The organism is Nocardia sp. NPDC004573 (assembly GCF_053602135.1).
Genome location: NZ_JBSGDA010000013.1, coordinates 59689 through 84038, shown reverse-complemented (window position 1 = coordinate 84038; position 24350 = coordinate 59689). Strand labels below are relative to the sequence as shown.

General features: G+C 69.3%; 14 protein-coding genes. 6 read left to right on the top strand and 8 right to left on the bottom strand.

The genetic code is table 11. The annotated features are described in order from the left end of the window. Window positions 1-70 precede the first annotated feature (70 nt). Complete coding sequence (gene pks13, locus ACWEKR_RS20990; RefSeq protein WP_452355887.1) at window positions 71-5326, top strand: polyketide synthase Pks13; 5256 nt, start codon at window positions 71-73, stop codon at window positions 5324-5326. Continuing rightward, window positions 5323-6867 (top strand): acyl-CoA carboxylase subunit beta, encoded by a 1545-nt coding sequence (locus ACWEKR_RS20985; RefSeq protein WP_452355886.1) that lies wholly within the window; start codon window positions 5323-5325, stop codon window positions 6865-6867. The genes pks13 and ACWEKR_RS20985 overlap by 4 nt, the downstream gene beginning before the upstream one ends. A gap of 69 nt (window positions 6868-6936) precedes the next feature. Here ACWEKR_RS20985 and ACWEKR_RS20980 read toward each other — a convergent pair whose 3' ends face one another. Next, entirely contained in the window at window positions 6937-7434 is a 498-nt protein-coding gene (locus ACWEKR_RS20980) for a peptidylprolyl isomerase (RefSeq protein WP_452355885.1), read from the bottom strand. A gap of 225 nt (window positions 7435-7659) precedes the next feature. Between ACWEKR_RS20980 and ACWEKR_RS20975 the strand changes: the two genes are divergently transcribed. Beyond that, on the top strand, window positions 7660-11025 hold the full coding sequence (locus ACWEKR_RS20975) for an arabinosyltransferase domain-containing protein (RefSeq protein ID WP_452355884.1): 3366 nt from the start codon (window positions 7660-7662) through the stop codon (window positions 11023-11025). Window positions 11026-11210: 185 nt separating this feature from the next. Here the strand turns inward: ACWEKR_RS20975 and ACWEKR_RS20970 are convergent, their stop codons facing one another. Together ACWEKR_RS20970 and ACWEKR_RS20965 are read right to left on the bottom strand one after the other, a co-directional pair. Next, window positions 11211-11369, bottom strand: coding sequence for a hypothetical protein (locus ACWEKR_RS20970; RefSeq protein WP_169334478.1), 159 nt, complete (start codon window positions 11367-11369; stop codon window positions 11211-11213). An 85-nt stretch (window positions 11370-11454) separates the two neighbouring features. Beyond that, entirely contained in the window at window positions 11455-11856 is a 402-nt protein-coding gene (locus ACWEKR_RS20965) for a winged helix-turn-helix transcriptional regulator (RefSeq protein ID WP_195085002.1), read from the bottom strand. A gap of 97 nt (window positions 11857-11953) precedes the next feature. Between ACWEKR_RS20965 and ACWEKR_RS20960 the strand changes: the two genes are divergently transcribed. Further along, the gene (locus ACWEKR_RS20960) at window positions 11954-12886 is read left to right on the top strand and encodes an NADP-dependent oxidoreductase (RefSeq protein WP_452355883.1); all 933 of its coding nucleotides are present in this window, start codon (window positions 11954-11956) and stop codon (window positions 12884-12886) included. A 194-nt stretch (window positions 12887-13080) separates the two neighbouring features. Here ACWEKR_RS20960 and ACWEKR_RS20955 read toward each other — a convergent pair whose 3' ends face one another. From ACWEKR_RS20955 to ACWEKR_RS20935, 5 genes are all read right to left on the bottom strand, one after another. Further along, the gene (locus ACWEKR_RS20955) at window positions 13081-16428 is read right to left on the bottom strand and encodes an arabinosyltransferase domain-containing protein (protein WP_452355882.1); all 3348 of its coding nucleotides are present in this window, start codon (window positions 16426-16428) and stop codon (window positions 13081-13083) included. Window positions 16429-16439: 11 nt separating this feature from the next. Beyond that, window positions 16440-18344, bottom strand: a complete 1905-nt coding sequence (locus tag ACWEKR_RS20950) for a glycosyl transferase (protein WP_452355881.1) — start codon at window positions 18342-18344, stop codon at window positions 16440-16442. 102 nt (window positions 18345-18446) lie between these two features. Next, a complete protein-coding gene (locus ACWEKR_RS20945) occupies window positions 18447-20405 on the bottom strand; it encodes a galactan 5-O-arabinofuranosyltransferase (protein WP_452355977.1) in 1959 nt (652 codons plus the stop codon). A 210-nt stretch (window positions 20406-20615) separates the two neighbouring features. Continuing rightward, on the bottom strand, window positions 20616-21377 hold the full coding sequence (locus tag ACWEKR_RS20940; protein ID WP_159844725.1) for a decaprenylphospho-beta-D-erythro-pentofuranosid-2-ulose 2-reductase: 762 nt from the start codon (window positions 21375-21377) through the stop codon (window positions 20616-20618). Beyond that, the gene (locus ACWEKR_RS20935) at window positions 21374-22861 is read right to left on the bottom strand and encodes an FAD-binding oxidoreductase (RefSeq protein ID WP_236567063.1); all 1488 of its coding nucleotides are present in this window, start codon (window positions 22859-22861) and stop codon (window positions 21374-21376) included. The genes ACWEKR_RS20940 and ACWEKR_RS20935 overlap by 4 nt, the downstream gene beginning before the upstream one ends. Before the next feature lie 118 nt (window positions 22862-22979). Between ACWEKR_RS20935 and ACWEKR_RS20930 the strand changes: the two genes are divergently transcribed. Together ACWEKR_RS20930 and ACWEKR_RS20925 are read left to right on the top strand one after the other, a co-directional pair. After that, window positions 22980-23435, top strand: coding sequence for a GtrA family protein (locus ACWEKR_RS20930; RefSeq protein WP_236567062.1), 456 nt, complete (start codon window positions 22980-22982; stop codon window positions 23433-23435). Window positions 23436-23607: 172 nt separating this feature from the next. Beyond that, window positions 23608-24234 carry a hypothetical protein gene (locus tag ACWEKR_RS20925; RefSeq protein ID WP_452355880.1) on the top strand — a complete coding sequence of 209 codons (627 nt, stop codon included), beginning with the start codon at window positions 23608-23610 and terminating at the stop codon, window positions 24232-24234. The last annotated feature ends 116 nt before the right edge of the window (window positions 24235-24350 follow it).

Genomic DNA, 24350 nt, shown 5'->3' with positions numbered 1-24350 from the left:
CCGACCTTCCCACGCGCCGGGCGTCATTTCACGGTACGCCCGGTACGCAGACAGGTAGCTTGAGGAATTGATGGCTGACAACGAGGGCACGCCCACCCAGACGACCGACACCCCGCCCGCGGAGACCGTCGCCGACGCGGCGGCCCCGGCCGAATCCGCGAAGGGCGGCGCGCAGACCGACATGTCGGTGGCGGAGCTGCGTGAGTGGCTGCGGCGCTGGGTCTCCGAGGCGACCGGGCAACCGATCGAGCAGATCACCGTGGACCGGCCGATGGAGGAGTTCGGGCTCGCCTCGCGTGACGCCATCGCCCTCGGTGGGGACATCGAGGAACTGACCGGCGTGATGCTGAACGCGACGATCGTGTACCAGCATCCGACCATCGCCGCGCTGGCCGAGCGGATCATCAACGGCGAGCCGGACGTGCCGGAGGATTCCGCCGACGACGCGTTCTACACCGCGGGCTACCGGCCGGGTGAGGCGCACGACATCGCGATCGTCGGTCTGTCGACCCGGCTGCCCGGCGCCGGTGACACCCCCGAGTCGACGTGGGAGTTCCTGATCGGCCGCGGTGACGGCATCCGGGAACGGCCCGAAGGACGGTGGTCGGAGTTCCTGGAGGAGCCCCAGCTGGCCGAGGCGATCGAGAACGCCAACACCAAGGGCGGCTACCTGGATCAGGACGTCGTCAAGGGCTTCGACGCCGAGTTCTTCGCCATGTCGCCGGTCGAGGTCGAGCGGGTCGATCCGCAGCAGCGCCTGATGATGGAGCTGACCTGGGAGGCATTGGAGCACGCCAGGATTCCGGCCAGCGAGCTCAAGGGCGAGCCGGTCGGCGTGTTCATCGGCTCGTCGGGCAACGACTTCATGCTGCTCGCGGCGCTCGGGCTGGGTAGCGAGCGCGACCCGAACGTGCCGGTGTCGGCCGAGGCCTACGCGATCATGGGCAGCGTCACGTCGATCATCCCGAACCGGGTCTCCTATTTCTTCGACTTCCGCGGTCCGTCGGTGGCCGTCGACACCGCGTGCTCCTCGACGCTGGTCGCGGTGCACGAGGCGGTGCAGGCGCTGCGCAACGGCGATGCCGACCTGGCACTGGCCGGCGGCGTGAACATGCTGCTCGCGCCGATGGCCACGCTCGGTTTCGACGCCAACGGCGGCGTCGCCAAGGACGGGCACATCAAGGCGTTCTCCAGTGACGCCGACGGCATGGTCCGGTCCGAGGGCGGCGGTCTGGTGGTGCTGAAGCGCCTGGCGGACGCCGAGCGCGACGGCGACACGATCTACGCCGTGATCAAGGGCTCGGCGGTCAACAACGACGGCCGGTCCAACGGCCTGCTCGCCCCGAACCCCGACGCGCAGGCCGAGGTGCTGCGCCGCGCCTACCGGGACGCGGGCATCGCGCCGTCGTCGGTGGACTACATCGAGGCGCACGGCACCGGCACCCTGATCGGCGACCCGATCGAGGCGGACGCGCTCGGCCGGGTGGTCGGCCGCGGTCGGGAAGCCGACAAGCCGGCGCTGCTCGGTTCTGCCAAGACCAACTTCGGTCACCTGGAGTCCGGCGCCGGTGCGGCGAGCCTGGCGAAGGTGGTCATGTCGTTGCAGCACAACGTCATTCCGCCGAACATCAACTACGCCGGGCCGAACCCGTACATCCCGTGGGACCAGGCGCACCTGAAGATCGTCGACGAGCCGACGGAGTTCCCCCGCTACAGCGGCAAGGCCACCATCGGCATCTCCGGCTTCGGTTTCGGCGGCACGAACGCGCACATCGTCGTCCAGGAGTACACGCCGACCGCCGCCGACGCGGCCGACAGCCAGGCTCCGTTCTCCGAGCTCGAGACCCAGTTCGACGAGGAAGCGCTGGACGAGACCGCCGATGCCGCCGCGGCCTCCGATGCCCTGGCCGCCGCGGCCGAGGTGGCGGCCGAAGCCGCCGCGCCCGCCGTCGAGTGGACCGCCGAGCGCACCGAGCCGCTGCCGCAGATTCTGCCCGTGTCGGGTTACCTGCCCTCCCGGCGCCGCCGGGCCGCCGCCGAACTGGCCGACTGGCTGGAGTCCGAGGCTGGCGCGAAGACGCCGCTCGCCGATGTGGCGCGGGCACTGGCCAAGCGCAGCCATTGGCGTTCGCGCGGTGTGGTGCTGGCCAAGACGCACGAGGAGGCGATCGCCGGGCTGCGCGCCATCGCGGCGGGCAAGCCCGGTCCGGGCGTCTTCACCGCCGACGCGCCCGCGGCCATGGGTCCGATGTGGGTGCTCGCCGGTTTCGGCGCGCAGCACCGCAAGATGGGCAAGCAGCTCTACCTGGAGAATTCGATCTTCGCAGCCGCCGTCGACGAGGTCGACGAACTGGTGCAGGACGAGGCCGGATACTCGGTGCGCGAGCTGTTCCTGGACGACAGCCAGGACTACAACGTCGGCACCTCGCAGGTCGGCATCTTCACCATCCAGGTCGGCCTGGCCGCGCTGCTGCGCGCGCACGGCGCGGAACCCGAAGCGGTGGTGGGCCATTCGATGGGTGAGGTCGCGGGCGCGTACATCGCCGGTGGCCTCTCGCTCGAGGACGCGGTGCGCGTGATCTGCGCCCGTTCTCGCCTGATGGGCGAGGGCGAGCAGATGATCAGCGACGACGACGTGCGCAATATGGCGCTCATCGAGTACAGCGCCGAGGACGTCGCGAACCTGCTGCCGGACTACCCGGACGTGGAGGTCGCGGTGTACGCGGCGCCGACCAACACGGTGATCGGCGGCCCGCAGGATCAGGTGGCGGCGATCGTCGCGCAGGTGGAGGCGGCGGGCAAGTTCGCCCGCGTGCTACAGACCCGCGGCGCGGGCCACACCTCGCAAATGGATCCGCTGCTCGGCGAGCTGGCCGCGGAATTGGCCGGTATCGAGCCCACCAAGCTGAAGACCGGCCTGTACTCGACGGTGCACGCCGAAGAGTTCTTCCGTGCGGGCAGCGACCCGATCCACGACGAGGACTACTGGGTCAAGAACATGCGCCACAGCGTGTACTTCACCAACGCGGTGAAGCTCGCGGTGGACGCGGGCCACACCACATTCCTGGAGCTGGCGCCGAATTCCGTCGCGTTGATGCAGGTGCTGGGCACCACCTTCGCCGCGGGCGTGCACGACGCGCAGCTCATCCCGACGCTCAAGCGCAAGGAGGACGAGTCCGCGGGTGTGATCGCCGCGCTCGCACAGCTCTACGTGCACGGCCACAAGGTCGATCTGTTCTCGCTGCTCGGCCCGGGCGACTACGCCGACGTTCCGCGCACGACGTTCGTTCGCAAGGAGTACTGGCCGAAGGTGCGGCTGGCCGCGGGCGGCAACGGCCGGGTTCCCGGTGCGCACGTCGCACTGCCGGACGGCAGGCACGTCTGGGAGGTGCAGGCGTCGTCGGTGACCGATCTCGCCGGACTGGTGCGCGCCGCGGCGGCGCAGGTGCTGCGCGACGTGTCGCTGGGCGCGGCGATCCCGCACGCGCCGATCCCGGCGGCGGGCACGCTCACCACCACGCTCACCCCGCATCCCGGCGGCGCTTCGGTGCAGGTCCATGCGAAGGAAGGCACCGTTTTCCGCCTCGTGTTCGATGCCGTGGTGACCTCCGGCGCCCTGCTGCCGGAACCCGCTGCGGCCGAGCCCGTCCCGGCGGCGGCCGCGCAGCCGCGCAGCGATGCCGATCTCGAGGTCGTGGAAACCTTCGGTGACCGGTGGGATCCCGACGGCACGCAGACCGTCGAGGAGCGGCTCGCGCTGATCGTCGCGGAATCCATGGGTTACGCGGTCGAGGATCTTCCGATGGAGATCCCGCTGATGGAACTCGGTTTGGACTCGCTTATGGCGATGCGCATCAAGAACCGGGTCGAATACGAGTTCGACATCCCGCAGCTGCAGGTGCAGGCCGTCCGGGACGCCAGCCTGCACGAGGTCGGCAAGGTGCTGCGGTACGCGATCGAGCACCGCGACGAGGTGCAGGCGATGGCCGATCAGCAGGCCGCCGACAAGGCGGCGGGCGGCACGGGTGAACTGGCTGTCGACGCCGATTTCATCGCCACCGCTCGCCAGGCCCTGGCCACCGGAGGCGACCCGGTCGCCGCTGTCGCGGGCGTCGCGCCCACGAAGCCGGACGCCGCGCCGGAAACCACTGCCGCCGAGCCCGCCGCGGAACCGGTCGCCCAGACCGCACCGGCCACGCCCGCGGCCGTCTTCGGCGGTGCGCAGTCGTCGGCCGACGAGGACGACGTCCCGCCGCGGGACGCCGCCGAGCGCCTGACCTTCGCCACCTGGGCGGTGGTCACCGGTAAGTCGGCCGGAGGGATCTTCAACACGCTGCCGATCCTCGACGAGGACACCGCGGAGAAGCTGGCCGCGCGCCTGACCGAGCGGGTCAAGGCCGAGGTCACCGTGGACGACGTGCTCGACTGCGAGACCATCGAGCAGCTCGCCGACATCGTCCGCACTCTGCAGGACAGCGGCGCGGACGTGGACGGCTTCGTCCGTCCGCTGCGGCCGCGCGCTGAGGGGTCGAACGCCGTGCCGGTGTTCGTGTTCCATCCCTCGGGTGGCAACACGCTGGTGTACGAGCCGCTGTTGAAGCGGCTGCCCGCCGAGACGCCGATGTACGGCTTCGAACGGGTCGACGGCTCGATCGAGGAGCGGGCTCGCCAGTACCTGCCCGAGCTGCGCAAAATGCAGGGTGACGGCCCGTTCGTGCTGTACGGCTGGTCGCTGGGCGCGGTACTGGCCATCCAGACCGCGCAGTTGCTGCGCGCCGAAGGCGCGGACGTGCGCATGGTCGGCCTGATCGACCTGGCCATCCCGACGCAGGGCGAGGACAACAGCCCCGAGGAGCGGGTGCGCCGGATCGAGCGTTATCAGGCCTTCGCCAAGAAGACCTATGGCGTCGACGGGGAACTGGATCGGGAACAGCTGGAGACGCTCGCCGCGGCCTCCGACGACGAGCAGTTCAAGATGATCAGCGACCTGATCAAGATCAGCGGCACCAAGATTCCCGGTGGTGTGCTCGAACACCAGCGCACCTCGTGGATCGACAGCCGCCATCTCGCCCGGACCCGCCCCTCGCACTACGACGGCAACGCCGTGCTCTACCTCGCCGATCGCTATCACGACGGAATGATCGAGCTCGAGCCACGTTTCGCCGACCGGGTGCCGAACGGCGGCTGGGACGAATACATTCCGAATCTGGAGGTCGTCCACATCGCCGGCGACCACCTGCAGATCATCGACGAACCGCGGATCGGGAAGATCGGAGCCGACCTGGCCGCGAAGCTCGCCGCGATCGAGGCGAAAGGGGCCAAGTGAGCACGACTGCCGAAAAACTCGCCGACCTGCGCAAGCGGCTGGAATTAGCGCAGGAGCCGGCGGGTGAAGCGGGGGTGGCCAAGCGGGCGAAGAAAGGCATCCCCAGCGCCCGCGACCGGATCAACATGCTGCTGGATCCGGGAACCTTCGTGGAGATCGGTGCGCTGGTCCGCAAGCCGGGTGATTCCGCCGCGCTCTACGGCGACGGCGTCGTCACCGGGCACGGCCTGGTCGATGGCAGGCCCGTCGCGGTGTTCTCGCACGACCAGACCGTCTACGGCGGTTCGGTCGGTGAGATGTTCGGCCGCAAGGTCGCCGGGATCCTGGAGTACGCGGCCAAGGTCGGCTGCCCGGTGGTCGGCATCAACGACTCCGGTGGCGCGCGCGTGCAGGAGGCGGTGACCTCGCTGGCCTGGTACGCCGAGCTGGGCCGGCGCCAGGAGCCGCTGTCCGGCCTGGTGCCGCAGATCTCGATGATCCTCGGCAAGTGCGCGGGCGGCGCCGTCTACGCCCCGATCAACACCGACGTGGTGGTGGCGACCGAAGAGGCGTACATGTTCGTCACCGGCCCGAAGGTGATCCGCGAGGTCACCGGCGAGGACGTGAGTCTCGAGGAACTCGGCGGGGCGCGCAGTCAGGCGGAATACGGCAACATCCACCACGTGGCCAAGGACGAGGCGGCCGCGTTCGAATGGGTGCGCGATTACCTGAGCTACCTGCCGACCAGTTGCCAGGAGCCCTCGCCGATCGTGAACCCCGGTCTGGAGCCGGAGATCACCGACAGCGACCTGGAACTGAATTCGATCGTCCCGGACGCCGACAACGCCGGGTACGACATGCACGAGATCCTGCTGCGCATCTTCGACGACGGCGCGTTCCACGAGTTCGGCGCGTCGGCGGGCCGCAACGTCATCACCGGCTTCGCCCGGGTGGACGGGCGCAGTGTCGGCGTGGTCGCCAACCAGCCGATGGTGTACGCGGGCGCGTTGGACGCCCGCGCCTCGGACAAGGCCGCGCATTTCGTGCGCCTGTGCGACGCGTTCGAGATCCCGCTGGTGTTCGTCGTCGACACGCCCGGCTTCCTGCCCGGTGTGGAGCAGGAGAAGATCGGCGTCATCAAGCGCGGTGGACGGTTCCTGTTCTCCTACGTCGAGGCGTCGGTGCCGAAGGTCACCGTGGTGATCCGCAAGTCCTACGGCGGCGGTTATGCCGTGATGGGCTCCAAGCAGCTGGGTGCCGACGTGAACCTGGCCTGGCCCACCGCGCGCATCGCCGTCATGGGCGCCGAGAGCGCGGTCAGCTTGATCGGAGCCAAGCAGATCGACGCCGCGCCCGAGGACCAGCGCGCCGCGATTCGCCAGCAGATGATCGACTTCTACAACGCCACCGTGGCGACGCCGTGGGTGGCCGCCGAGCGCGGCTACGTCGACGCGGTCATCGAGCCGGCGGCGACCCGGCTGGAGATCCGTCGCGCGCTGCAGTTGTTGCGGGACAAGGCTCTTCCCCGCAGTCCGCGCAAGCATCACCTGCTGCCGCTGTAGCACCCGGGAACAGGATCGGGCCGCGCCCCCTTGGGGCGCGGCCCGATTCGCGTCGTGCGCGCCGAACTGTCAGGCGAGGCTGACGGATTCGATGACGACGTCATCGACCGGAACGTCCTGATGCATGCCGGCCGAGGAGGTGGCGACACCCGCGATCTTGTCGACCACGTCGGTGCCTTCGGTCACCTTGCCGAAGACGGCGTAACCCCAGCCGGCCGGGTTGGGCGCGGAGTGGTTGAGGAAGGCGTTGTCGGCGACGTTGATGAAGAACTGCGCGGTGGCCGAGTGCGGGTCGTTGGTGCGGGCCATCGCGACGGTGTACTTGTCGTTCTTCAGGCCGTTGTTCGCTTCGTTCTGGATCGGGTCCTTCGTGCCCTTCTGGCGCAGCCCGGGCTCGAAGCCGCCGCCCTGGATCATGAAGCCGGGGATGACGCGGTGGAAGATCGTGCCGTTGTAGTGGCCCGCGTTCACGTAGTCCACGAAGTTGCGCACCGTGTTCGGCGCTTTCTGATCGTCCAGTTCGAGCACGATCGATCCATAGTTCGTCGAGAGATTCACCTTGGTCATACACCCACCTTTCCATCCCTTCGTAGGCTGTCGCGTCATACGGGTGCTTTTGAGTGCCCGGGGTCGGATATGGATGACCTTCTTCGTCAGCACATGGGCAACTCGCCGGGAACGCCCAGAAGCTGAGCGGCACCTGACGCGGGACCTGAACGCAAATCCCGCGATGCCCGACTAGCACGGCCTAAAGACCCGGACAGGCGGGGGGGCCAGCTAGCATTGCCAACCGTGCCCGACGCCGCAACCGCTGTTCTGACGAAACCCCCCGCCGCCCCGGTGGTGACCCCGAACGATTTCCGGACTGCCCGGCTCATCGCACTGGTCGCCGGGTTGCTCGGCGCGCTGTTCGCGCTGGCGACCCCCTTCCTGCCGGTCGCGCAGACCACCGCGGTGCTGAAGTGGCCGCAGAGCGGGACGCTCGGCAATGTGCAGGCGCCGCTGATGTCGCAGGTCCCGATCGATCTGACGGCGACGATCCCGTGCGAGACGATCGCCCAGTTGCCCGAGCGCGGCGGCATGCTGCTGGCCACCGCGCCGCCGCAAGGCGATCGGGCCGCGCTGGAGGCCATGTTCGTGCGGGTGTCGGAAACCTCGGTGGACGTCATCGACCGCAATGCGGTGGTGGTGTCGGCCGACCGCAGCCGGATGGGCGAGTGCACGTCGCTGAGTATCAGCTCCGACAGCGAACGCACCTACGCGGTGTTCAACGGGCTCACCAGGCAGGTGGAGCGGCCGGTCGAGGGCGCGGCGCCCGGGGTGACCGAGTCGGCCACCGTGCCGGTGGAGGGGCAGCTGAGCGGTGACCTGCGGCCCCAGGTGGTCGGCGTGTTCTCCGACCTCAAGGGCGCGGCGCCCGCGGGGTTGTCGTTCGACATGACGGTGGACACCCGCTTCTCCTCCAGCCCGACCGCGATCAAGCTGATCGCGATGGTCGCGGCGGTGCTGTGCACACTGATCGCCCTCGCGGCGCTGGCGCGGCTCGACAGCAGTGACGGGCGGGGGCACCGCCGGTTCCTGCCCGCGAACTGGCTGAAGCCGACCTGGGCCGACGGCGCGGTGGTCGGCACGCTGCTGCTGTGGCACTTCGCGGGCGCGAACACCTCCGACGACGGCTACATCCTCAGCATGGTGCGGGTCGCTCCGCACGCGGGCTACATGGCCAACTACTTCCGCTGGTACGGCGTGCCGGAGGCGCCGTTCGGCTGGTACTACTACGTGATCCAGGTCTTCTCGGAGATCTCCACCGCCAGTCCTTGGGTCCGGTTGCCCGCGCTGGCCTGCGCGATCCTGTGCTGGCTGGTGATCAGCCGCGAGGTGGTGCCCCGCCTGGGCCGCGGAGTGCGCACCAGCAAAGTGGCGCTGTGGACCGGCGGACTGGTGTTCCTTGCGTTCTGGCTGCCGTTCGACAACGGCCTGCGTTCCGAGCCGATCGTCGCCCTCGGGGCGCTGCTGACCTGGGTGTCGATCGAGCGGGCCATCGCGACCGGACGGCTGCTGCCTGCCGCGGTGTCCATCCTGGTCGCGGCGTTCACCTTGGCCGCGGCGCCCACCGGCCTGATGTGTGTGGCGGCGCTGCTGGCTGGTATCCGCCCGATGGTGCGCATCGTGGTGCGCAAGCACCGGCAGTTCGCCGCGCTCGGCGCCGGGCGGTGGGGTTCGACGCTGCCGCTGCTCGCCCCGATCGCCGCGGCGGGCGTGCTCGTGCTGACTGCCGTCTACACCGACCAGACCTTCGCGGGCATCCAGGAGGCCAACCGGGTGCGTCAGGTGACCGGGCCGAACCTGGCCTGGTACGAGGACTACCTGCGTTACTACTACCTGTTCGTGGAGACCGTCGACGGTTCGCTCTCGCGCCGCTTCGCCTTCCTGGTGATGCTGCTGTGCCTGTTCACCACCATGCTCGTGCTGCTGCGGCGCAGGCGGGTGCCCGGCATCGCCAGCGGACCGACCTGGCGGCTGATGGGCGTGGTCTTCGGCACGATCTTCTTCATGATGTTCAACCCGACGAAGTGGACCCACCACTTCGGCGCGTACGCGGGCATCGCGGGTTCGCTGGCGGCGGTCACGGCCGTCGCGGTCTCGGCGAGCGCCCTGCGGGCCCGCAAGAACCGGGCGATCTTCCTGGCCGGGTTGCTGTTCGTGCTCGCGGTCGCGTTCTCGGGCATCAACGGCTACTGGTACGTGTCCAGCTTCGGCGTGCCGTGGTTCGACAAGCGGATCTCGCTGCACGGCTACCAGTCGAACACGCTCATGCTCGTCCTGTTCGGGTTGGCGCTGGCGCTGGTCGGCTGGTACGCGCTGCGGGAGGATTACACCGAGCCGCAACCGTCGGCGAAGACGGCGCGCGGCAGGCGGATCCGCCGGTTCGCCGCGATCCCGCTGACCGTGGTCGCCGCGCTGATGGTCGCGCTCGAGGTGCTGTCGCTGGTGAAGGGCGCGGTCTCGCAGTACCCGGCGTACTCGCTGGCCCGGTCGAACGTCGACGCGCTCGGCGGCAGCACCTGCGGCCTGGCCAACGACGTGCTGGTCGAGCCGGACCCGAACGGCGGCAAGCTGGAGCCGATCGTGGATCCGGCGCACCCGCCGACCGATCCGTCCGACCCCTTGGCCGGCGTCGACCCGGTCGGTTTCGATCCGAACGGCGTGCCCAACGACCTGTCCGCCGACAGCGTCGAGGTGAAGCCGGGCACCGGTAACACCTCGACCCAGTCGGTCGGCGCGGCGTTCGCGGAGGGGCAGAGCGCGGGCACCGGCGGCGGTCAGGGCGCGCGCGGCGTCAACGGCTCCACCGTCGCCCTTCCGTTCGGCCTGGACCCGGCGACCACGCCGATCCTCGGCAGCTATCAGAACGGTGTGCAGCAGCCGGCGAACGTCACCTCGAGCTGGTATCAGCTGCCGGCCCGTTCGGCGGACAAGCCGCTGGTGGTGATCTCGGCCGCCGGTCGCATCCTTTCCTTCGACGACACCGGCGCGATGAAGTACGGCCAGTCGCTGACCGTCGACTACGGCAAGCGGCAGCCCGACGGCAGCGTGCAGAAGCTCGGCACCTACCTGCCGCGCGACATCGGCCCGTTCCCGTCCTGGCGCAATCTGCGGGTGCCGCTGGACGAGATCGCGCCCGACGCCGACGCGGTGCGCATCGTCGCCAACGACCCGATCCTGATCGGGGACCAGTGGCTGGCGTTCACGCCGCCGCGGATGCCGAAGCTGCAGACGCTCAACAGCCTGCTCGGCTCCCAGCAGCCGATCCTGCTGGACTGGGCGGTGGGCCTGCAGTTCCCGTGCCAGCGTCCGTTCGACCACCGCAACGGCGTGGCCGAGGTGCCCGGCTACCGCATCCTGCCGGACCGTCCGCTGGCCATCAGCTCGACGAACACCTGGCAGGCCGAGGAGTTCGGCGGTCCGCTCGGCTTCGCGCAGATGCTGGCGAAGTCGACCACCGTGCCCACCTACCTGAAGGACGACTGGGCGCGGGACTGGGGCTCCCTGGAGCGCTACGACCAGTACGACCGCAACGCCGTCCCGGCCGAGCTGGTCACCGGCACCGCAACCCGCTCCGGCTTCTGGTCCCCGGGCAGCATGCGGGTGTTCTGATCAGGTCGACCATCGGAACCCGGGCCGCCGCGTAGGCGCTGATCCTGCGTGGCGGCCCGGGCCGTCGCACTCGCCTTCTCGGCGTCCGCGAGTCGGCCAGGGGATAGCCACCCAGACAGAGGGCCGCCGCGCAGGCGAATCCTGCGCGGCGGCCCTGCCGTTTTCGCCGGTGCGAAACCGGGCGCTCAGACCTTCAATCGAAGACCGAGCTCGCGCCGGAGCACCTCTTGCGAAGGGAGGCGGCCGAGCACGCGCAGCACCGCAGGCCGCAGCTCCCGTTGTTCCTCTTCGCTGAGCAGTCCGACAAGATCGCGCAGATCCATATCATCGAATGCCGTTGTCATGGCAATCAGATTAAGGCCATCGACCTGATTCGTCTTCCGATGTTTAACCACAGGTGGGAGCACATTTCCATACCGGACAACCGGTTTACTGCCGGGTGCTGTCATAGTGCGCCCGCGCGGCGAGGACGTCGTCCATGCGCGCCTCCGCCCACGCTTTGACGGCGCTCATGACCGGCTGGAGGCTGTGACCGAGCGGGGTGAGTTCGTAATCGACTCGGACCGGCACTTCCGCTGTGACGCGCCGTTTCAGCAAGCCGTCGCGTTCGAGTCCGCGCAGTGTCTGGGTGAGCATCTTGGGGCTCACGCCCGCGATGATCCGGTTCAGTTCGGCGTAGCGTCGGGGGCCGTCGGCTAGCGCGGCCAGGATCAGGCTCACCCATTTGTCGCTGATCCGGTCCAGCAGTTGCCGGGTCGGACACTCGGCGATGTAGGCGTCGTAATGCTGTTTGGCCAGCTCACGGTGTTGCGCCGCGGTCTTCGTCGCCATCTGGATACCTCGCCACCTCTAACGCACCTTCGGGTAACTACTACCCAGTAGATAGTAGTTCTTCGTAGATTGGGCGCAGCCGAAAGGGAGGAATGTCATGCGAGCAGTAGTTGTCCGCCGGCCGGGACCGGAAGCCGTGGTGGAGATCGTGGAAGTGCCGAAGCCGCAACCAGGTCCGGGCACGATTCGCATCACGGTCGCGGCGGCGACGGTGAATCCGGTCGACCTGATGGTGCGCGCGGGCGTCGGCGGCACGCCGTTCGCCGCGCCGCGCGACCAGTGGGGCGTCGGCTGGGACGTCGCGGGCACGGTGGACGCGCTCGGCGCGGGCGTCACGGAGTTCACGGTGGGGCAGGCGGTGATCGGCATCAGCGATCGGCTCGACGTCTCGTTCGGCGCGCAGGCCGACTATGTGGTCCTCGAATCCGGGAACGTCGCGCCCGCTCCGGTTTCCGTGTCCCCGGTGCGAGCGGCCACCATCCCGCTCAACGGCCTCACCGCGGTGCAGGCCCTCGACGCGCTGGGCCTCGCGTCCACCGACACCCTGCTGGTGACCGGCGCGGCGGGCGCGGTCGGCGGCTTCGCCGTCGAACTCGCGGCGGCGCGTGGTATCCGGGTGATCGCGTCGGCCTCGCCCGCTGACGAGGACACGGTCCGCGCATTGGGCGCCACCGATTTCGTTCCGCGGCAGGCGTCCCTGCCGGACGCCGTCCGCGCCCTCGTCCCCGGCGGAGTCGACGCCGCCTTGGACGCGGCCGCGCTCGGCCCCGCGACGCTCGCGGCGGTGCGCGGCGGCGGGCGGTTCGTATCGGTCAGCGTCCCGAACACGCCGATCCCGTTGCGCGGCATCACCGTACACACGGTCCTCGTCCGCGCCGACCGGCGACAACTCGACCGACTCGTCGCCCACGTCGACGCGGGCGAACTCACCCTCCGCGTAGCCGAAACCCTTCCCCTCACCTCCGTCGAAGCCGCCCACAAACGCCTGGCCGCCGGCGGTCTCCGCGGCCGCCTCGTTCTCACCCCATAGCCCGCGAGGACACACCGCTGTCGAGAAGCGCGAGCGGCCCCACCGTATGCCGCTCGTGGACAGCGGGTGGTGGAACTTTCCGACGTTCCGCGCCCGCGGTTCGCCCGCCAGGAACCACGCCGAGACGCGTTGCGGTCGTGCACAGGTGTTCTCGGTGTCGGCACATCCTCGCACCGCTGCGCCCCACGGCGAGGTCACCGGACGCGGATGGGATCGTCGGTGTCGAGGCCCGTGCGGGTTTGGGGAGTGATGTGGATGGTGGCCGGAACCGCGGTGGGGTCATATGGCGTGAAGCGCTCGAGGGAGCCCCAATCGCGGGACCAGTCGTGGTCGAGGTAGGCGGGGACGGTCTGGGACTTCAGCAGCAGGCCGGTCCAGCCGAGGGGACCGCCGCCGATGTCATCCTGCCAGGCGTTGGAGGCGTCGGAGCCGACCCGGTCTGGCAGGATGCGCCAGCGCGGGATCTCGGCGACGCCGTCCTTGTGGTCGAACGGCCGCTGGCACGGGAAAGCCAGGCCGACGTGCCAGTCGAGCAGCACCGGGTCCGTGGATCCGACGACGGAATTCAGCGTGGCGAGCTTGGGCAGCCGGGGCGGGGTGACGGCCAGCCACTGCTTGGGCGTGATGTCGTTGTCCACCGCGACCAGTCGCACCGCGTTCACTTCGCCGGGCAGCCGGTCCAGCGGCACCCGCAGGTTGCGCCAGGACGGTGCGGGGCCGATGTCCAGCGGATCGATCGAGCCGAGGGTGCGCACTTCGCCGTCCGGGCCGCGGACGCCGTACTCCAGGTGCAGTTCCTGTCCGTAGGTGAGCACACCGTCGTCGTCCACCGACCGGATCCGGCCCGCCGCGGTGATCGCGAGCACCTGGTAGGCGGGGTCGTGGCGCATGCTGTCGGTCAGGTCGAGCCGGTACCACTGCGTGGTGAGCTCGGCCTGCCGCTGCTCGCCCTCCTGGTAGCTGCCCAGCACCGGGGTCTTCGCCGGGTCGAGGCCGAACGGCAGCGCGACGGTGCTGCCGTTGGCGCCCGCCTGTTCGGTGGTGCCGCCTCCGGTGCCCGCGCCGGTCGTCTTGGTGGTCTTGTTCTCGGAGTCCTTGTCGACCGAGTTCGCGCCGCCGGTGACCGTCTCCTCGGCGTCGGCGGTCAGGTCGCGCGCCACTCCGTTCGGCGTGAATCCCTTGTTCTTCGCGGCCAATCCGTCCGCGACCGACCCGGTGAAGGGTTGCAGCAGTGAATCGGCGGTGTCGGTCTCCACCAGCACCTCGTTCGCCAGCGCGCACGAGTCCCCGCCGACGGATTGCACGTTCGACTTGGTGATGGAGTACGCGGGGTACTGCGTGGCCGCGGCCTTGGCGAGCGAGGCGACCTCGAAGATCACCAGCAGCGCCGCCGCCACGGTCAGCGGCGCCGACGCCCACCGATCGAATCGACGTGGCCCCGCGGCGCTGTCGCGCCGATACGGCTCCCGGTAGTGCTGCCAGATGGCGACCAGCAGCGCCACGCCACTGAGTCCGAGGAACAGCGTGGACAGTCCCTTCCCCGCGATCAGCGGCGCCTTGTCCCACCACGGGACACCGTAACTGGACACGTACCACCACCCGTTGGAGCCGGTGAAGGTCACGGCGAGCAGGAACAGCACGGCGGCGGCGAACAGCGCGCGATTACGCGTCGAGCGGATTCCCGTGGTGCCCACCGCGACCGCCGCGAGCGCGGCAAGCGATCCGGCCAATCCGGCGTACACGCCGAAGTGGTGCGTCCACTTGGTGGGGGTGAACATCATCAGGAACAGCGACGCGAACACGATGCCGAGAATGCGCACCGACGGTCCGCGCGAGGTGCCGGGGATCCGGCCTTTCCGCAGCACTTGCAGCACACAGACGAGCAGGCACAGCAACATCACCAGGACGCCGAACCGCCGCGCGAGCGATCCGTCCGGCGAGAGCATGAGCAGCGAGTCCCACCGGGTGCGCTCGTCGAACCACGCGACGTTCGGGCCGACGATGGTGCGGACCCGGGTCGCTTCCAGCACGGTCGCGAGGGTCTGGTCGGCGAAGATCACCACCAGCACCAGCGTGCCCGCGGCCAGGCCGGGGGCGAGCAGCGCGGCGAACCGGAATACCGCGCCCGCCCGGGACGGTTCGCGCACCTTCGCGGGAGCGTTCACCGCGGCCGCGGCTTCCGGGGAACCGGCGGCGGCCGCGTCCGCGTCGGGCCCGGTTCGGACCGGGACCGCCCCGCGCGCGCGTTTGACGATGATCAGCAGCACCGGTCGTGACCCTGCGATCAGCGCCGCGATGCAGATCAGGCCGGTGGGGCCCGCCGCGAGTGAGAAGGCGGCGATGAGCACGGCCGCCGCGGCGGGCAGCAGCCGTCCGGTCGCGATGGCGCGTTCGATCGAGCACCAGGTGAGCAGCGCGCCCGCCGCGATCAGCGGCTCGGGGCGCAGACCGTTGTCGTAGGGCAGCCAGAACGCGAGGAACACCAGCCCCGCCGTCCACAGCGCCACCTTGTTGCGCCGCACCCGTGCGCCGAGGCGCGGCAACACCTCCCGGCTGATCACCAGCCAGCAGACGACCCCGGCCAGCAGTGTGGGCAGACGCATCCACAGGCTGGCGTCGGAGATCCGGGCCATCCACGCCAGCACCTCGTAGGACCACCCGAACGGAGCCTCCGGGACCGCGAACCAGCGGTAGTAGTTCGCCATGTACCCCGCGTGCTCGGAGGCGCGCGCCATGTTCAGGATGTAGCCGTCGTCGGAGGTGTTCGCCCCGATGACATGCCACAGCGCCAACGTGCCGAGCACGACGCCGTCCGCGGGGGTGACCCGCCACCAGTGCGCGGGCAGGAAACGTCGCGGTGTGCGCCCGTCTGCGGTGTCCAGCAGATGTAGTGCGACGAGCGCGATCAGCGTGAACACGGCGGCGGCGATCATGGCGGCCAGCTTCAGCGGCGTCGGCGTGGAGGAGAAACGCGAGTCGATGTCCGCGTGCACCTGCGCTCCGGCGAGCCGATCGGCGCCCAGGTCGGTGAACACGCCGACCAGCTGCGGCCGGATGTCCCGGCCGATCGTGGTCCGGAACGGCGTGCCGTCCTCGCGGTTCACGCCGGTGAGTTCCACGGTCGTCGCGGCGGCGCCGGACTCGATGCCGATCGTCGCGCAGGACCCGACCTCGGCCAGTGGCGCGGACAGCAACGGAATGTCCCGCAGCACCACCGAGAGCGCGCCGTCGGCGACCGAGACCACCAGCCCCTTGGTCGTCGCCTGGCCCGACGCGACCGGGACGGTGGACAGCACCGTGCCCCCGGCTGCGAGCTCGCGCGCCAGCGCGCAGGGCAGCGTCGCACGCAACCGCAGCGGCTCGTAGGACACCAGCGGCGCGGCCACGCTCGCGGCGCCGGACTGGGGCCAGTCCAGGCTCGCTCGATCCTGCCGCACCGGCAGGATCGGGGTCAGCAAGGCCAGCAGGAATCCGAGAAGCCCGGAGAGGAGGGCGATCAAGCGGATACGGGTGAACGCTCGAGAAGATCGGTCCGGTCGCACGGTGGTTGATGCTAGCTACCGTCCGGTGTGATCCCGACTGCCCCCGACGAGCGCAGCGTATGAACGTCCCACAACCAGACGTCCTCGACCCGCGTCGGCGTGAATCCCAACAGCTGCGTGACGGTTTCCCGCAGCACCTCGCCGTTCTTCGTCGCGGGCAGCACCAGGACGTCGGCGCGCCAGAATCGCAAGTCGTCCAGCCCGCGAGCGCGCACGCCCGCGTCGATCGACGGAACCACCCCCGTGTCCTGCGCCTGCACCAGCAGCGTGGCGGTCGGGCGGGCCTCGGGGCCGTAGATCCCTTTCTTGGTCGCACCGGTCGGCCCCACGAAGTAACCACCGGCCAGCGGGAAGGAGAATCCGGCCTCGGCCTGCCAGCGCAGCGCCCGCGCGTCGGGCGGCCGGGGTGGCGGCACCAGGACCACCGAACCGTCGCCGACGTAGCGGCGGACGGCGCCGTCGGCGAAGAAATCCGGTGTCGGCGTCCGCTCGACGACCGGCAGGATGGTCGGGATCAGCGGCAGCAGGGCACACGCGACCGCGCCGAACCACGCGAGCGGCTTCCAGTCCACCGCCGACTGCGTCCAGGTCGTCACCGCGCGTTCGGTGGCCGAAGCGAGCACGACCGCGATGGCCGGGATCGCGGCCATGCTGAGTCGGCTCTCCAGCACCGTGTTCAGCAGCGGAACGTGTTCGGCCCAGCGCCACGGCAGTTCGACGCCGGTCGGCCGCTTGCCGATCGTGGCGACCGCGCCCAGCGACAGCACTCCGAAGACCGCGATCACCGCGCCCGCGGCCCGCACCACCCGGTCGCGCCCCAGCAGTCCCACGGTGCACACCACCAAGAGCAGCAGCGGCCAGCCGAAGTACGCGTTCTGCTCGGTCGGGTTGATCGCCACGTTCTGCCCGGGAGCGAACACGCCGCCCAGCGATTCGGACGGGAATTGCACCAGCGCTCGCAGGTCGTTGCCCATCGGGCCGTGGTCGATCGACCGGTAGCTCTGCGGTCCGAAGAATTGCCACCACAGCGGGATCTCGGCCAGCGCCAGTGTGATCACCGCGGCCAGCACGAGGGTGGGGGCGAGCGCACGCGTCACGCGCAGTGCGACGCGCGGCGTGTGCAAATAGTAGACCGACGCGAACAGCGCGAATGCGAGAGCGAAGATCAACAGCGGTTCCTCGCCGAGCGCGATCTGCATGGCGACCAGCAGGCCGAGCACGACGGCGTCGCGCGCCCGCCCGCGCGGCCGTTCCGGTTCCGCCGCGGCCGCTCGCCGCGCCATCCGGATCAGTCGTCCCGCGATGATCGGAAGCAACAGCAGCACGACGAAGTTCGGGTGCGCGTTGGCGTGCGAGATCATCCCGGGCGCGAAACCACAGAACAGGCCGCCGAGTACCGCCGCGGCCCGGGACCGGACGAGCTCGCGGGCGAACAGGCGATACCAGGCGAATGCCGTCCCGCCCAGACCGGCGGTGAGCACGAGCACGAAGGTGACGGTGGGCCCGAACAGCAGGGTGACCGGCGTCAGCGGCACGCCGACGCCGAACATGGCCGTGTTGGCCATCATGTTCACCCCGGCGGGGAAGTTCTGCAGGTCGGTGCCGAGCGGGTTGCGCATGGTCTCCACCGAGTGCGCGGTGACGGCGAAGAACCATTCCCACATCGTCTGGTCCTGACCGCTCTTGACCAGGTATCCGCTGTCGGTGTCGCGCCACTGACCCGACAGCACCACCGCGGCCAGCGTCAGGTAACCGACTCCGGCGAGCAGATCGGCGCCACCGGCCCGGAACCGGGGAAGCCACCGGGCACGCGCGGGACCAGCGAGCACCCCCGCCGCCGTCGCTTCCTCCGTCGCGACCGCGACCGACGTCGATTCCGTCCCCGAGCCGGTCTCGACGTCCTGTGCTCGTGTCACCCGCGCATCACTCCTCGACAGCGCCCTCCGTACCCACCACGCCGCGCGTGGACCGACAAACGAGAGGGGTATCCACTTCGCGCGAGTTCAACCGCCGCGATGTCAGCGGTGGACGGTGACCAGCGCGAACGGACCGATGTTCGTGGTGGTGAAACGCGGGTCGTCGAACAGTTCCTCGGGGAAGGTGACCGAGTAGCGCGCCACGTTCGGGTCGTTCGGATAGACGTCCTCGGCCAGCCGCAAGGTGTAGGCGTCGCCGTTGCGCCGGAACAGGAACGCGTCCGGCGCGCGCCACGGGCTTGCCGCCAGCGCGTCGAGCAACTCCTGCGACGTCTTCAGTTTGCTCCAGCTCTTGATGGTTTCCGCGCGGCCCGCGAAATCGGCGAGCGGGTTTGCGTAGTGCGAGGTGAGCGCCTGGAAGCCGAAATAGGGATAGAAGGAAAGGAAGCTGGTGTCGGCGGTGAGCACCACCGTCTCCGAGCGCGGCCGCCCGGTCTGCGCGATGAGCGCCTCGTCCACCTTGCGGTAGTGCGACACCGCCGAGGCGGCCCGTTTGTCGGCCCGATTTCCGTCACCGTCGGTGTCCGTGTACGCGGTGGTGATTTCCGGCGTCAGGACATGCGGGATGTCCTGGGCGAACGCCAGCGCACCGATCGTCGCGACGACGATCGCCACGAGCCGGAACCGGGCGGGCTCGTTCAACGCCTGGTAGATCGCCCGCGCCCCCTCCACGAACCCGAACGCTCCCGCGACCGACAGCAGCACCAGCAGCACCGGCTCCAGCCGGAACGACAGCAGCGTGGTGCCCGCGGCGGTCGCCACCATGGACAGCAGCGTCCACAGGTAGATCGCCGCCACCCCGATGCCCAGTGCCTGCGCGCGCCGCGACGACGCGCCGCGTAGCACCAGCCAGATCGTGCCCAGCAGGCACAGGGCTCCCAGCAGCGAGAACTGGAACATCGGCAGGGGCAGCTCCGCTCCCGACTCCGGCAGGTAGTGCAAGGCGGTTCCGGAGCTCGCGGTCGTGCCGCGCAGCGCCTTCGCCAGGTATGGCGCCCACACGATGAGCGCGACCAGCCCGGCGATGACCGCGATCACCACGAGCCGGACCAGCGGTGGCACCGCCGCGCGCCAAGCGGGGCGGCTCGCGTCCGTCGCCGTGTGAGCGCGCCGCGGATGGTCGCCGCCGCGCCGCGCCCGCACCGCCAGGAAAGCTGCCAGCAGACCCATCAAGGCGACCGCGAAGGCAGCCACCAGGAAGTAGAGGGTGTAGAACGTGGCCGCCCAGCCGAGGAACAGCCCGGCCCCGACGACCGCGCCCCACCCGCCTGCGGTGCGCTGCTCGGCGCCCGCCGCCTTCCGCACGTCCTCCAGCGGACGGTAGAGCGCGCCCCATGCGAGCACCAGTGCGGGCGGCAGCAGCAGCACGATGACGGCGCTGTACGCCTCGGGCGCGGCGTAAGCCAGGGTGACCGCCGTGCTCGCCGCCGTGACGCCCACCGCCCAGTCCGCGCGGATCAGCTGCGACCAGAGCACCAGCGCGACGACCGCGGCCACCGCCAGGAAGCCGATCGCGTACGGCTTGAATACTTCCCAGCCGTCCAGCCCGAGCAGATTCCCCATTCGCCCGCCGATCCAGAACCAGCCGGCGGGATAGAACGACGGCAGATCCGCGTACGTCATATCGCGCAGCGCGGCGGAATCGGTGAGCCTGGTGAGGAACTCGGTGCGGAACTCCTGATCCACGGAGACGCCGAACAGATACAGCTTCGTCGCCGCCAGCGGCATGCCGAGCGTGAACGTGACGAACGTCGAAAGACCGACCCAGGACAGCAGTTTCGCGACCCAGGGCCACTTGTGCAGGCGCAGCAGCGCGATCGCGACGGCGAGCAGGACCGCCGCGCCGACCTGCCCCACGGTGGTGAGCGCGCGCGTCACGTTGGAGGAGTTGAAGGCGGGCCACTGCACCAGCGAGAACGCGACGAGCCCGACGGCGGCCACCACGGCGGCGACGATCGCCGCGAGCGCCGCCTCGCCGATACCCGAGACGATCTGCCGCACCGCGAGCGACTGCCGACCCCGCGCCGGGGCCGGATCGGCGGGCCGCGGCGGCGCTTCGTCCGTCGCCGTCGCCGTGCTCAACGGACCGCTCCGCGCTCGTCGCACTGGATTACTCGCATGGCGCCTCCGGGGTTCACAGGGTCCACTCCGTCAGACGATAGGTGCCCGCGCGATCACCGATCACGCGGGCACCGAGCTCGTTCGCCGAAGTCAGATCGGCAGTCTGCGGAAGATGGCGCGCGGGACGTGCCGCAGCACCATCATCACGTAGCGGAAGGCTCCCGGCGCCCAGACCAGTTCCTTCCCCCGCTGCGAGGCCGCGACCGCCAGCGCGGCGACGTCTTCCTTGTCGACAGTGAGCGGAGCCTCTTTGACGTGCGCCGAGAACTGGGTGCGCACCATGCCGGGCCGGATCACCAGCACGCGCGGGCCGTGCGGCCGCAGCGCTTCGCCGAGCCCGAGGTAGAACCCGTCCAGACCCGCCTTGGTCGACCCGTAGACGAAGTTCGAGCGCCGCACCCGCTCACCGGCGACCGAGGACATCGCGATGATCCGCCCGAAGCCCTGCGCCTTCATCTTCTCGCCGACCAGCACGCCGACGGAGACCGCGGCGGTGTAGTTGATCTGGGCGACCCGCACCGCCTTGCCCTGGTTCTGCCACAGCTCCTCGGGATCGCCGTCGAGGGCGAAGGCGACGATCGCGACGTCCACGTCGCCCGCGTCCCAGGCGGCGTCGATGACCTTGGGGTGGCTCTCGGTGTCGAGCGCGTCGAAGTCGATGACGTCGACCTGGCTCGCGCCCGCCGCCTTCATCTGGGCGACCGCGCCCTCGCGCAACGGGTCACCGGGCAATGCCGCGAGGGTGACGCGCGCGGGGCCCTTCTTCAGGTACTCCGCGCAGATCGCCAAGCCGATCTCCGAGGTGCCTCCCAGCAGCAGAATCGACTGGGGGTTGCCAACGGCATTGATCACTGCAGCTCCAGCCTTCTCGCCATATCGGACATGAATACGCCTGTGGGATCGACGCTACGACGGACCTTGATCCACTCGTCGATCCGGGGATACATCTTGTGAAAGGTCTCGGCGGTGGTCCGCGAGTCCTTCGCGGTGTACAACCGCCCACCGAACTCGAGCACCCGCCGGTCCAGCTCGCCGACCAGCTCGTTGAGGCCCGGCTTGATCGGGAAGTCGACGCAGATGTTCCAGCCCGGCATCGGGAAGCTCAGCGGCGCCTGGTTGCCCGGGCCGAACAGCTTGAACACGTTCAGCGCCGAGTAGTGCCCGGACGCCTGGATGTCGACGATGATCCGCTTGAATTCCTCCACCGCCTCGGTGGGCACCACGAACTGGTACTGGAGGAAGCCGTTGGAGCCGTAGCCGCGGTTCCACTCCGCGATCATGTCCAGCGGGTGATAGAACTGCGTCAGGTTCTGCACCTTGCCGGTGTAGTTGCCGCCCATCCGGTAGTACGCCTCGCCGATGGACATCAGCGTGAGCTTGTTCATCGTCCAGTTCGGGAAGATGTCCGGGACGGTCATCAGCTGCGGCGCGTCGAACTTCAGCGGCTTGTTGCGCAGCCGCTTGGGCAGCTCGTCGAGCTTGGCCAGCCTGCCCCGGGTGATGGTGGCCCGGCCCAGCTTGGGCAGCGGGCTGATCACGTCGAACCAGGCGCTCGAATAGGTGTAGTTCGCCTCGCTGCCGTCGCTGTGCGCGGCGATGGTCTCGTCGAGCGTCGTGGTCTTCACGCCGTCGTTGAGGAAGTAGGCGGTCTCGGTGGGCACCATCTCGATGGTCGCGCGCAGGATGATGCCGGTGAGCCCGTTGCCGCCGACAGTCGCCCAGAACAGCTTGGCGTTGCGCTTCGGCGTGATGTGCTGCACCTGCCCGTCGGCGGTGAGCAGATCGATCGAGCGCACGTGGTTGCCGAAGCTGCCCTCGCTGTGATGGTTCTTGCCGTGGATGTCGGAGGCGATCGCGCCGCCGATGGTCACCTGGCGGGTGCCGGGCAGCACCGGGACCCAGAGCCCGAACGGCAGCGCGGCCTTCATGAGCTGGTCCAGGCTGACCCCGCCGTCCACGTCCACGATGCGGGTGTCGCGGTCGATGCGGTGGATGTTGTTCAGCGCGGTCATGTCGACGACCAGGCCGCCCGCGTTCTGCGCGTGGTCGCCGTAGGAGCGGCCGAGGCCGCGGGCGATCACGCCGCGCCGCAGGTGGGCGGGCTTGCCGTCGTTGTCCTCGGCGACCATGGCGACTGCCTTGGCGATCAGTTCGGGATCGCTGGTCGAGAGCACTTCGGAAGAGGTGGGTGCGGTGCGACCCCACCCGGTCAACGTACGGGTGCGCGTCGGAAGAGTGAACGCGCTGCCCGCGGCCGGGCCGTCGTTCGCGACGCCGGCGCCTTTGTCGTTCCCGGTTGTCTTGGTGGCGGTCGGAGCTTTCGTGGACATCGGCATAGAGGCTACAGGTATGACGGCAGATGGGAGCGGGGTCGCTCTACCCCTGGGTAGTGACGAACTCGTCGGTTTAGAACCGAATCACTGCGTTCGCCGATTCGACGCTACGCTCGTCGGCGTGCAAGCCGAACCCCATCTGCCGCTTCCGGCGGAGTTGCCCCTGGTCGACGAGCCAGGCGGCACTGAGGTCGACCTCAAGACTCAGATCATCCGGTTCACCCTCACCGGCGGGTTCTCGGCCGTCGTCGACTACGGGCTCTACAGCCTGCTGCTCAACCTGGTCGGTCTCCCGGTCGGCGTCGCCAAGTCCATCGGCTTCGTGGCGGGCACCACGACCGCCTACCTGATCAATCGCCGCTGGACCTTCCAGGCCGCACCCAGCCGCCTCCGCTTCCTGGCGGTCGTCGCGCTCTACGCGGTGACTTTCGCGGTGCAGGTCGGCATCAACAACCTGCTCTACTTCACCCTCCCCGGCGAGTGGTGGCGCCAGCCCCTGGCCTTCGTCATCGCCCAGGGCACGGCCACCGTCATCAACTTCGTCGTCCAGCGCTTGGTGATCTTCAAGATCCGCTGACCTCGCACGAATCCGACCCATGCCGCGCAGCGGTGGCGAGCTGTAGCGGTACGACGGATCTGATGACGACGTCGCGTTCAGCAGGTGAGTTCGGATCCGAGCGCGTCGTCGATTTCGAGCGGCCAGCCGGGATCACTACGACTGGAGAGGTTGCGCACGTGGTCAAGGATGAGTGGCGGTCATCGATCGGCTGTGGGCGGTGATCGGCACCGATCGAGAGATCGTGTGGGGGTGGGCGATGGCGGGCCATATACCGCTCACCGCCGTCGACGATTTTCGCAGGCAGTCGCCGATCGAACGCGACTTCGTGGATGGACTGCTGCTTCGGTTGAGCGGGGCCCATCTCGATGACGGAACGTTCGACAGCTTCACTGTTCCTGTAATGCTCTACGGCCGATTCATTCGGGAGGGCTGCTGGGCGGGAGAACGAGTGCTCCCGAAATCGGTAAGCGGTGAATTGGCGCGGTTGGCCTCATCATCGGCGCCAGGCCGCCCAGTTCTTCCCGCGCAGGCGACCGAATTCATGGTCCGTATCGCCGATAATCCGATCCCGAGAGAGACTGCTCTCACGCTTCGTGCCGCAATCTTCGCAAGCCGGATATCAGAGGATCTCGTGCACCCGATCGTGGGAGCCGAACGTTGGCCTACCCCGATGGCGGAGTACGACGAGGACTCGCCCGCTGCCGCGACGATGCGTCAGTTGCCGACGCTCGTTGATCGCTGGTTGCACGACGTCATGTCCAGGGACTCGATCGAAGCCGAGGTCAGGCGACTGGCAGCCGTGCATCGGTGGCATTGACCGACCTCGTCTGCCCGGTGACTCTCGCACTCCAGCGGTGACGAGTGGCACATGGCTGCGGCGAACCCGACGCGATGCCCCGGGGGTGTGCCACTCGCGACATCGGCGCGGACGCA

Coding starts and splice junctions, on each gene's coding strand:
- pks13 (WP_452355887.1), top strand. CDS start 71: ATGGCTGACAACGAGGGCACGCCCACCCAGACGACCGACACCCCGCCC.
- ACWEKR_RS20980 (WP_452355885.1), bottom strand. CDS start 7,434: ATGACCAAGGTGAATCTCTCGACGAACTATGGATCGATCGTGCTCGAA.
- ACWEKR_RS20970 (WP_169334478.1), bottom strand. CDS start 11,369: ATGACAACGGCATTCGATGATATGGATCTGCGCGATCTTGTCGGACTG.
- ACWEKR_RS20965 (WP_195085002.1), bottom strand. CDS start 11,856: ATGGCGACGAAGACCGCGGCGCAACACCGTGAGCTGGCCAAACAGCAT.
- ACWEKR_RS20960 (WP_452355883.1), top strand. CDS start 11,954: ATGCGAGCAGTAGTTGTCCGCCGGCCGGGACCGGAAGCCGTGGTGGAG.
- ACWEKR_RS20935 (WP_236567063.1), bottom strand. CDS start 22,861: ATGCCGATGTCCACGAAAGCTCCGACCGCCACCAAGACAACCGGGAAC.